Raw genomic sequence first — 9503 nt, 5'->3', positions numbered from 1 at the left:
CGGCGGCTCATTCAGCGTGAGATCGGCGACAAGCTGGCGCGGATGCTGCTCTCGGGCGAGGTCTCCGACGGCGCGACGGTCACGGTGGACGCCGACCCGTCCGACTCGACGCCGGGCCTCAAGCTGACCGCGCGGGAGTAGCGCTGCGGCTGGTGGCTGGTGGGGGGCGCGCCTTTAGGCGCGCCCCCTGGTCTATATTCTGGCGGCTGAACCCAAACCCGCTCTTGTGGCGGGATTGCCCCAGCTGGTGCCTGGTGTGAAGCCTGGTAGCAACTTAGCCGTGCATGAGTGCCGCTGAGGCCGATGGCTGGTGTGGAGGCGCGCCTGAAGGCGCGCCTCCACACCAATTGTTCTCCTATAAAAACGTCAGAAATCGACACTTAGTTCATGAATGAATTTGTTGCGCAAATAATAAGTTTGTCTATTGAAGTTGATTCTAACCGATGTTTTACTGAATTTGATTTTCCTCGGATTCTCTGTTTCTAAAACATGAACATGAAAGGGGAGGGGAATGTTGAAATCATTTACCGCTCTTGCCGCGACGACGATGTTAACCTTTAGCGCCTTGGGCGGCGTAGGGGATGCGGGGTCTGACTCTAGTAGTCTCCGTCCTTCTGAAATCGCTCGCTTGCAGCCTGAGGGAACTCGATCTTTGGACGCGCAACCTCAAGATGCCATATTTCATGACTGCTATGGCGAAACTCGCCGTATCCATGGAAGTCGGAACTTTGTCTCAGTGCATTCCAGAACATACTGTCCGGGTGCTTCAAAAAGAACTTCCACAAACCTAACTCGGCATCGATGGTATGGCTGGGAGCAACTTGCTAATGGTGGTTCGACTGGGAATAAGGAAAGCAACGTTAAGTGGTATTGTCAAGGGTCTGGAACCTATGATTACAAAGCGACAGGGTATCATCGTGCCATACGTAATGGCAGAGTTGGTATTGCGCTTACCGCTACATACAGAAGGCTGAGTTGTTAGCTGTTGGTTGAATCGACTATCCAAATGGGGCCTTATGAGACTTCGTTCTTTCTTGCTTCCGCTGGCCTTTTGTCTATTTCTGGCGACTGGTTGCGTGCATGAGAATTCGCTGTCCGAACAGGGGTCGTCTTTGTCGCCTAGCTCTATCCGGCCAGATATCCCTCCGGAGGATATCCCAGCGATGGAATTAGGCGGCAGAAGGCTGGTGCCTGCGATGTACAATTGGCGCGTCGGCGGTTCGTTGAAACAGAAGAGGCCTAAGTCGGAAGATCGGGTTGACCGCAACCGGTCTTTCCCCCCGATTGGCAATCTAGTTCTCACGTTAAACACGAGGGTTCCTCCAACCCAGGTGAGAACAATTTACTACCCGCATGGCGTTCACGATTCGAAAACAACAACAGACAAGTTGTATTCCGAATGCAGGAAGAATACCAGTGTTTGTCAGGTACGAAATAGAAGCGAAAAACACGAAGTTGCTTATTGCAAGCGACTGGAAAAAGGAAGCGTGCTGGTTGTGCAAGTAGACTATGCAACATTCTTTGCTCGTGATGTCAATGCAGGTATAGGAGCTTACTCAGTTTCGTGGACTATAGAGTTTGAATGATGGACGAGAAAATGATGGACGAGAAGCGGTGTTTTGGCGATTACGCGCTCGAGGGTGCGCCTCGAATTGCGCGAGTGTTCCTGCCCTTGGTGGATGAGGGATCCGACGATTGCCTTGCGTGGTCTGCCCTTGAAGGGTGGTCTCAGGCGGCGCTGAGCGGGTCCGTCTCGTCTATGGAATACCTTGATTGGGGAAGCGGGGCAGGTGACTTCTCTGTTCGTTGGCGCCCGTCGAATGGGCATGCCGATGATGAGACAATCGCGCGCGTCGCCGACCTCCTTGCCACCGTGGCGGGAAGCGATCGGGGATGGACATTCACTCCCTTCCCCGAAATGATTGAAAGTTCCTTAGCGCGGTTGACCTATGACGCTGGTGTCCGGTTTGCGGACGAAGCAGGAACCTGGTCGGCAGATGAAGCGGGAGTCCGGTTGACGGACAAAGCCGAAGTTCTGTCGGCAGACCAAGCGGACGAGGAGCTTCTGGAAGCGGCCGATTGCCTGTCTATTCCGAGGGTAAGCACGTTGATCGATCTTGCGCGTTTCGCGGACCTGTGGCGAGGCCGGGCGCTTCCCGGCGTCGTCCAGTTCGGCGAGGAAGTTCGCCTTGCAGCGCCGCCCTACGGCGATTCCGTCATCGTCTCCGGTCCGGAGTCCATCGTCCCTGTAGGGCAGGAGTTGGGATTGGACTTAAGGGTCGTTTTGGCGAACCAGGCCGTCCCTCCGATGGAATGGTGACGAAGGCTCGAAACAGTCGCATTCTTAAAAACGCTGCGCCGCGATTTATAGGAACGCCGCGCCGACCAGGCTCACGTCGTCGCCCAGTTCCGCGGGAACGACGATTCCCTCGCGGTTGGCGGGGACGAGGGCTTCGCGGGCGACGAGCTCGGATGCCCGTGCGATCCAGTCGGGGTGGGCGATGGCCACGCTTCCGCCCACCACGATGCGTTCGGGGTTGAAGACGTTGGCCATGTCGACGCACATGCCCGCAACCGCGGCGGCTGCGGCGTTGAGCGCCCGGATCGCGTGAGGGTCGCCCGCGGCGGCGCATTCGTCCACGTCCTTGCCGGTGAGCGGGCGGCCGCTTCGAAGGCGCTCGGCGAGGGGCGAGGACGTTTGCGAAGAGAACGATAATGCTTGCGACGAAGACGATGCTTGCGACGAGATCGGTGCGGTGACAGCTTCACCGGCTCGGGCGGCGACGCTGGCAGCAGCAGCGGAGCCTTCGACGGTTTTCGTGACGCCGCGGGTTTGCGCGAAACCTTCAGCAGCACGGAACTCGGCGCCCTCAACGGCACGCAATTCGGCGCCCTGAGCGGCACGGAGCTCCGCCTCGGCTCGGCGGGCGATCGACGGGCCGGACGCGATGGCCTCGACGCAGCCGCGGCGGCCGCAGCCGCACCGAGGGCCGCCGCGCTCCACGCAAATGTGCCCGATCTCCCCGGCGACTCCGTCTGCCCCGCGAATCAGGCGGCCGTCGAGCATAACGGCGCCGCCCACGCCGGTGGAAACCGTGATGAAGACGAAGTTCGCCGTGCCGCGCGCGCTGCCGCAGCGGTGCTCGCCGAGTGCTGCCGCGTTCGTGTCGCGGTCCACGCGCACCTCTAGGCAGGCGGCCCGCGAAAGCGCCTCGCCCAGCTCTAGCCCGGCGAGGACGGGCCCGGTGTTCGGCGGCGTGAAAAGCTTGCCCGTGCGCGGGTCGACCGGCCCGGTCACGCTCACCCCGATCCTTTCGAGGGTGTGGCATCCGGTTCTCATTCGCGCCTCGCCGAGGGCGTCAAGGCACGTGTCGACGACGGCCCGCCCGCCTTCCGACGTCGGCAAGGGCCGCCGGCTCCTGACGAGGATCTCCCCGGCGGGCGTGACGACGGCAGCGCGAATCCACGTCCCGCCGATGTCGAGGGTTCCGATGCAATGGGAGGCGTCGGCGTCCGTTGCGCTGACGCGCGGCGACGAGGGCGCAACGGCGGGTTGTTCAGCTGATTGCCCTGCGGATTTCGGGGCGTCGGACTTTTGAGCGTCGGCGGGGCGCCCGACGGATTGTCCAAACGTGTTGACAGGTTCTCCTTGCGCGACCATACTTAAGTATAACATTATAATGAATCGTGGAAAACCTGAGAGGTGACGCTATGGCGCAGGAGACGATCGACTCCCGCGTGCCTGACGCCGAAGCCGATGGGCATCCGGCTGAAGCCGATGCCCACGTGGGTGAAGCCGATGCGCGCGTCGGCACGAACGCGCCCTCGAACACGCCCGGCGCCGCCCTCGTCAGGGGCCCCGTGCCCCTTTACCACCAGGTATACAGCGCTCTGCGCCGGGAAATCGACGGCGGGCGGTGGAAATCGGGGGATCGCCTCCCGACGGAGCGCGAACTCGGAGAGTTTTACGGGTGCAGCCTCGTCACGGTGCGGCGCGCTCTGGACGAGCTCGTCCGCGAAGGCCAGATCTATCGCGTCCGCGGGCGCGGGACATTCGTCAGCGAAAGCCCGGTGGAGCGCCAGCTCGCCGAGCTGACGAGCTTCACGGCGGAGATGGCCGTCCGCGGCCTGGAGCCGCGCACGGTCGTTTTGACCCAGGAAGTCACCGAATCGACGCCGTCGACGGCGGACCGGCTCGGCATCGCCTCGGGGCTTCCGGTCTACTCGATCGAGCGCCTGCGCATCGCCGGAGACGAGCCGTTGCTCCTCGAACACGTCTTCCTTCCCGAATATCTCTTTCCCGGGCTCCTTTCCCTGGATCTCGGGTCCTCATCTCTCTACACGCACCTTTCTCAGCGCTTCGGCGTCGACCTCGTCAGCGGGCATCAAACGATCCAGCCCGCCCTGCCGAGCGCCAGAGAAGCTGCGTTGCTCAAGCAGGAGCGCAGTGAGCCCGTGCTCCTGATCAGACTCATCTCACGCAACGCCGATGGGCGTCCGATCGAATACTGTCGCACAGTTGTGAAGGGCAGTCGGGCGAAGTACCACATCGACGTCGCCAGGCCGCGAAGCGTATGAAAAGGAAGTTCCGCACCGCGCCCGCATCGCCGTCCGCGAACCGTCGATGCGGCGTTCGAGCGAGCCTCCCGCGCCCAGCGCCTGACCATGCCCTTCCTCCCAATCACCTCAACCAGCTGGAGCGAACATGAGGAGACACAGCAAACGGGCGATCGCAACGGCGATGATCGCCGCATGTGCAATGGCGGGCACGAGCCTCGCCGCCTGTTCGAGCGACGACGCCGACGCGAACACGATCGTCGTCTGGGACTACTACGGCTCGGCGACGCCGGTGAAACCCGCCATCGAGGCGTACAAGAAGAAGCACCCGGGAATCAAAGTCGATTACCAGGTCTATGACTACGACACCTTCCAGGAGAAGCTGTCGACCGCTTTCTCGTCGAACTCGGCGCCCGACCTGGCCACGATCGACATGACGTGGGTGCCGACCTACGCCTCCCAAGACCTTTTGTCCGACCTGTCCGAAATCTCGGGCGAAAAACTCAACGGCGCGTCCATCGACTCCCAGTACACCAAGGGCGCCGTCGACGCCATGACCTACAAGGGCCACAAGATCGCCCTGGCATACGACTTCGACGCCTACGCCCTCTACTACAGGAAGGACATCCTGGAAGCCAAGGGGCTCAAGGTTCCCACTACGTGGGACGAGCTCGTCGAGGTCTCCAAGGCCATGGCCGAAGACTCCAACGGCGACGGCAAAGCCGACAAGTACCAGATACAGGTGCGCCCAGACACCTTCCAGTACTCCCAGTTCCTCTTCCAAAACGGCGGGTCGATCGTCGACAAGTCCGGAAAGAAGGCGGCGTTCACGTCTCCCGAAGGCGTCCAGGCGATGGAGTACATGAAGAAGCTGCTCGACAGCGGCGGCTTGCTGTGGGACGACTCGCAAGGCGACTCCACGGGCCTGCCTGGAATCTCGGACGAACGCATCGGGATGTTCCTCAACGGCCCCTACATGATGGGAGTGCTCAAGGACGGCGTCCCCGGCCAAGCCGGAAAGTGGGCCGTGGCGCCGGCGCCCTTCGCCAAGAAGCCCGGCTCGTACCTCGGCGGCACCGGCCTGGTGATTCCGGCCAGCGCGAAGAACCCGAAGAAGGCATGGAGCCTCATGCAATTCATGCTCACACCCGAGCAGCAAGAGCTTGTTTACACCAAGGCGGGGGCCGCTCCCGCCACGAAGGCCGCGCTCAAATCGCCCAAGCTATCCCAACCCGATCCCTTCTTCGGCGGGCAAAAGCCCTTCGAGGTGTTCGAAAAGGCCATGGCCACGGCGACGCCGTTCCCGTACGTCGCCGGGTGGCCCGACATCGACCAGGAGATCACCAAAGCGGTCGCCTCTGCGATCAGAGGCCGGAAAACCCCCAAGGGGGCCCTAGAAGATGCAGCGAAGAAAACCGATGAAGCTCTTCGCCAATGACGCGGCAGGCGGCGCGGCGCAGCAATCACGCACGGCTACGATCGCGCCGCCGCCGGCGAAACGCGGGCGACGTCGCGCATCCGCGCACTGGGGCTCCCTCAAGGCGGGACCCGAAGCGAAAGGGGTGACAAAATGGTTGACGCAGCCGACGCAGCGGTAGAGACCGAGGCCGCGAACGCCGAAAGCGGCGCGAGCGCCCGAAGCCGCAAGGCGGCCTCCAAACGCCGATCGTCCACGAAGAAATCGCCCATGGAAAGGCGGCAGCGCCGGGCGGGGTACGTCTTCGTGGCCCCGGCCATGATCCTCACCGCCGTTTTCTTCTTCCTCCCCATGGCTTTCTCGCTGTGGTGGAGCTTCACAAAGTACAACGGCGTGACCGACCCGAAGTTCGTCGGCCTCGACAACTACTCCGACCTCTTCGCCGACGACCAGTTCCGAACCGCCGCAGGAAACACGGCGATCTTCGCCCTCGTGACGATGACCATCGGTCCGCTCCTCGGGCTGGTTTCGGCGCTCCTGCTCAATCGAGCGCGCGTCGGCCAGGCACTCTTCCGCGCCGCGTTCTTCCTCCCCGTGACGATGTCCCTGGTGGTCGTCTCGACGATGTGGAAGATGCTCCTGAACGACGACGGGCTGATCAACCGCGCCATCGAATTCTTCGGGGGAGAGGGGCGCCAGTGGCTCTCCGACCCGGACACGGCCTTGCTGGCCGTGTGCGCCGCGAGCATCTGGCAGGGGTTCGGCTTCGAGACGGTCATCCTCCTCGCTGCGCTGCAGGGAATCCCTCGCGAGAGGTACGAGGCGGCCGCCGTCGACGGCGCCGGGCCGTGGCGAACCTTCCGAGCCGTCACCCTGCCCGCGTTGCGGCCCGCGCTCCTGTTCGTCTACGTCGTCGGAATCATCGGAGCGTTCCAGGTGTACGACCAGGTTTATGTCATGACCAGAGGCGGGCCCGCCGACTCGACGATGACCGTGGTCTACTACCTCGTCGAGAAATTCCATCGGCTGGACTTGGGCCATGCGTCCGCGGCCGCATATCTCCTGGTGATCTTCCTGGCCGCCGCGTCTGCGCTTCAGATGAGGCTTGAAAGGAGGCCCTCATGACGGGCAAAGCCGTGGCGAAGGGCGCTGACACGCCCGACGCGCGAGACTCCGCTGAGAAAGGCGCTGCGGCAAAAGGGGCCGCGGCAGAAGCTCCCGCAAAAGGGGCTTCAGCAAAGAACACGGCCGGCGTCTCCGCAAGGAAACCAGCGGAAAAGAAGCGCTCCGACAAGAATCCCGCGGAAAAGAAGCGCTCGACGTCGTGGGCCAAACGCCTTCGGCCGACGACGAAGCGGCGCGTCCTGACGTACGCCTGCCTCACAGTTTTCAGCGTGCTTATGACGATCCCCTGGCTGTGGACGCTTTCGACGTCGTTCAAACGGAGCCGGGACGTGTTCGCCCCGGGCACGGGACTCGTGCCCGACCCGGCGTCGACCAAGGCCTACGAGCGGATTTTCACAGACCAGCCGTTCTTCCGGTACTTCCTCAACTCGGTGATCGTCGCCGTCGTTGTGGTGATTCTCAACGTCGTCTTTGATTCGCTCGCGGCCTACGCCTTCGCGAAGCTTCCCTTCCCGGGGCGGTCGTTCCTGTTCGGCCTGCTCATGGTGACGATGATGATCCCCATGCAGGTCAACCTCATCCCTCTCTACAGGATGATGGTGTGGCTCCACGACTGGGTTCCCTTCCTGGGCCTCGACACGCTTTCCGGAATAATCGCGCCGGGCGCCGTCCAGGTCTTCGGCATCTTCCTCATGCGGCAGTTCTTCGCTTCCATACCCGACTCGATTCTGGAGGCGGCGCGCTTGGACGGGGCGTCGGAGTTCCAGATCCTGCGGCGCATCGTGCTGCCGCTTGCGGCGCCGGGAATCGCAACCTTGACAGTCTTCACATTCCTCGGGGCATGGAACGACTTCCTGTGGCCGCTCCTCGTCTCGAACTCCGAATCGACGCGTACGCTGCCCGTCGGCCTGGCCCTTCTTGCCCGCAAGAACACAGTGGACTGGCCGGGAACAATGGCGGGCGCCGTCGTCACTGCCGTTCCAATGATCGTCATTTTCATCGTGGCGCAACGGAAATTCATCGACGGCCTGACGGCCGGCTCAACAAAAGGATAAACATGGCTACCACACACGATTCTTCCGGCGCGGCCGAGCGCGATTCCGCGGCCTTCGGAGCACCCGCCGGAAGGGATCTCTTTCTCACGGAAATCTGCGAGAGCCCGAGCGCGCTGCTGGGCACGGCGCGCACCTTGGGCGAGCAGGCGGACAAGTTCGAGCGGGTGCGCACCCTGCTCGGCGGGCGCCGCTTGGTCCTCACAGGAATGGGCAGCTCGGCCGACGCCGTGACCGCGCTGGCCAGCGTCCTCGGGCGCCGCGGCGTGGAGGCCAACACTATCCACACGGCCGAGCTTCTGCACTACCGGATGAACGCCTTGGCCCCAGATTCGGCGGTTGTGGCCGTGAGCCAGTCGGGTGAAAGCATCGAGGCGGTGCGCATGGCGGCGGAGCTCCGCAAAAAAGAGGGCGTCCCGCTGGTCGCCATCACGAACGGGCCGCAAAGCCCCCTCGCCGAGGAGGCCGCGGTGTCCATCGACCTCGGCGCGGGCGACGAGCGCGGGCCCTCCAGCAAGACGTACGTCTCGACGATGCTTGCCATGCACGTCCTCGCCGAAGTCCTGACCGGCGGCGAGTCCGTCGCCTCGATTCTCTCCTCCGCGCAGGCGCTCGCCGAAAAGGCCGCGGCGGGCCTTCGCGAGTGGGCCGACGGCGCCGAGGCGATCGGGCGGAAGCTCGCGGCCGCGATCGACGAATCTCCGCAGGCCCTCATGGTGCTCGGCCGCGGCGTCGCCATCGCAACCGCCGAGCTCAACGCGCTCGTCCTCAAGGAATCCGCGCACGTCCCCGCCCATTCGATGGACGCCGCAGAATTCCGGCACGGCCCTCTTGAACTGGCCGCGCCCGGCCTCGGCGTCGTGCTCGTCAGCCTCGAACCGACGCAGGCGGCTTTGGACGCGCGCCTGCGCGGCGAACGCGAAACGAAAGGCGCGTCGGCGACGGCTGTGGGAACCGACGGGGTCGCCGCTTCCGGCCTGCCCGTCGACTACCTGTTTTCCAGCACGGCGCCGCTGCTCGACGCCGGCTGTGCAGCAATTCCGCTGTTGCTGGCGGCTTGGGCGAAGGCCTCGCAGAACTCGGCAACGCCGGGAGTGTTCAACGTCGGAGCGAAGGTGACGACATGCGAATGAGCCGAAGCGGGCATCGAGGCGAGGGGCCGCAGAGCGCTTCGCCGGGAGGACGCAGACCCCGACTCGAGCCGGATTCGGCCGCGCGGGCAGTCGAGTCGGATTCGGCCGCGCAGGGGGCGGGAAGGGAGCCGGAGGAAAAGGAACCGGGCTTGCCGCGAATCGAAAGGGAAGCGGTCGCGCAGGGACTCGACCGAGAGCCGGCCGCGGCGGCATCTTCAG

9 protein-coding genes are annotated in these 9503 nt (G+C 63.4%); 8 read left to right on the top strand and 1 reads right to left on the bottom strand.

All coding sequences use genetic code 11. The annotated features are described in order from the left end of the window. Both ACO48X_RS09480 and ACO48X_RS09475 read left to right on the top strand, forming a co-directional pair. Positions 1–141: hypothetical protein (locus ACO48X_RS09480; RefSeq protein ID WP_485001843.1), on the top strand; the 141-nt coding region annotated here is incomplete at its 5' end. 1441 nt (positions 142–1582) lie between these two features. Then, on the top strand, positions 1583–2320 hold the full coding sequence (locus ACO48X_RS09475; RefSeq protein ID WP_485001842.1) for a hypothetical protein: 738 nt from the start codon (positions 1583–1585) through the stop codon (positions 2318–2320). Positions 2321–2365: 45 nt separating this feature from the next. Here ACO48X_RS09475 and ACO48X_RS09470 read toward each other — a convergent pair whose 3' ends face one another. Continuing rightward, on the bottom strand, positions 2366–3661 hold the full coding sequence (locus tag ACO48X_RS09470; RefSeq protein ID WP_485001841.1) for an ROK family protein: 1296 nt from the start codon (positions 3659–3661) through the stop codon (positions 2366–2368). 50 nt (positions 3662–3711) lie between these two features. Between ACO48X_RS09470 and ACO48X_RS09465 the strand changes: the two genes are divergently transcribed. From ACO48X_RS09465 to ACO48X_RS09440, 6 genes are all read left to right on the top strand, one after another. Then, a complete protein-coding gene (locus tag ACO48X_RS09465) occupies positions 3712–4578 on the top strand; it encodes a GntR family transcriptional regulator (protein WP_485001840.1) in 867 nt (288 codons plus the stop codon). 127 nt (positions 4579–4705) lie between these two features. Further along, entirely contained in the window at positions 4706–5995 is a 1290-nt protein-coding gene (locus ACO48X_RS09460; protein WP_485001839.1) for an ABC transporter substrate-binding protein, read from the top strand. A 132-nt stretch (positions 5996–6127) separates the two neighbouring features. Continuing rightward, positions 6128–7099, top strand: coding sequence for a carbohydrate ABC transporter permease (locus ACO48X_RS09455; protein ID WP_485001838.1), 972 nt, complete (start codon positions 6128–6130; stop codon positions 7097–7099). Then, positions 7096–8154, top strand: a complete 1059-nt coding sequence (locus tag ACO48X_RS09450; RefSeq protein WP_485001837.1) for a carbohydrate ABC transporter permease — start codon at positions 7096–7098, stop codon at positions 8152–8154. The genes ACO48X_RS09455 and ACO48X_RS09450 overlap by 4 nt, the downstream gene beginning before the upstream one ends. 2 nt (positions 8155–8156) lie before the next feature. Next, positions 8157–9284 carry an SIS domain-containing protein gene (locus ACO48X_RS09445; RefSeq protein WP_485001836.1) on the top strand — a complete coding sequence of 376 codons (1128 nt, stop codon included), beginning with the start codon at positions 8157–8159 and terminating at the stop codon, positions 9282–9284. Continuing rightward, positions 9275–9503, top strand: a 229-nt coding sequence (locus ACO48X_RS09440; RefSeq protein ID WP_485001835.1) for a hypothetical protein, incomplete at its 3' end; no start/stop codon positions are given. The genes ACO48X_RS09445 and ACO48X_RS09440, both read left to right, overlap by 10 nt.

It is taken from the genome of Peptidiphaga sp., assembly GCF_057238965.1.
Note: the sequence above shows the minus strand (reverse complement) of the source record. Positions and strands in the feature narration are given on the sequence as shown.